Consider the following 785-nt stretch of genomic DNA (forward strand, 5'->3'; position numbering starts at 1 on the left):
ATACGGAAGCGGACATGTGCGAACGGCTTCATGAGGACGCCGAGCGCCTTCATGCCGGCCTTCTGGCAAAGTTAAATCAGGAATAACGGTATCCGCATGGCAAAAGTATCTATCAGTGAGGCCGCTAGGCTTACGGGTAAAAGCAGGACAACGCTGCACAGGCTTATTAAAACAGGTGAACTGTCCACTTGTGCAGGTGTACGCAACTCAAAAATGATAGATATATCAGAGCTTATTCGCGTTTTCGGCGATATCTCTTCAACTGTTGTTGAACAGCCTGCAGAACAGGTCTCTGAACAGCGTGTTACAGTGCCTGATACTGCTAATGAACAACTCGTTTATAGTCTGAAACAGGAAGTTGAACACCTCCGTACACTGGTTTCTGCTCAGGAGTCGCATATCGACAGCCTTAAGCAGTCCCTGCACCTCCTTGAACATAAAAAAGATGCAGGACAACCGGTGCCACATCCCGGAAAATGGTGGCAGTTCTGGAAATAACCGGCTGACAGCACCTGCTTTTCCGGTAATTCTGGCCCCGACGGCGCGGTTGCTTTTGCGCTTCCTGCGACTCAGCTGGTATCTGTGCATCGGGGTGACGAATTGTTGAGTTCTTGCGAGGTTTCCCCAGGTCGCTGACCTGTTCGCGGCTTACGCCGGGCTGACTTACGTCAGACTCCCTCCACACACCAGTCTCCTGGTGTCGCCATCGATACCGAGCCGATCTTTTTCCTTTCTTAATGAAACCTGCCTGCGGTCGCGCCGGCAGCGTTGTGGTTAAAAGCCCG

The 785-nt window shown here is 51.7% G+C and carries 2 protein-coding genes; both read left to right on the forward strand.

Annotation, left to right across the window (positions count from 1 at the left end):
* Positions 1-86, forward strand: an 86-nt coding sequence (locus DB30_RS43400; protein ID WP_146662999.1) for a Rop family plasmid primer RNA-binding protein, incomplete at its 5' end; no start/stop codon positions are given.
* Positions 87-96: 10 nt separating this feature from the next.
* Positions 97-498 carry a helix-turn-helix domain-containing protein gene (locus DB30_RS41005; protein WP_146662997.1) on the forward strand — a complete coding sequence of 134 codons (402 nt, stop codon included), beginning with the start codon at positions 97-99 and terminating at the stop codon, positions 496-498.
* Positions 499-785: the final 287 nt, after the last annotated feature.

The organism is Enhygromyxa salina (assembly GCF_000737335.2).
Lineage (GTDB): Bacteria > Myxococcota_A > Polyangia > Nannocystales > Nannocystaceae > Plesiocystis > Plesiocystis salina_C.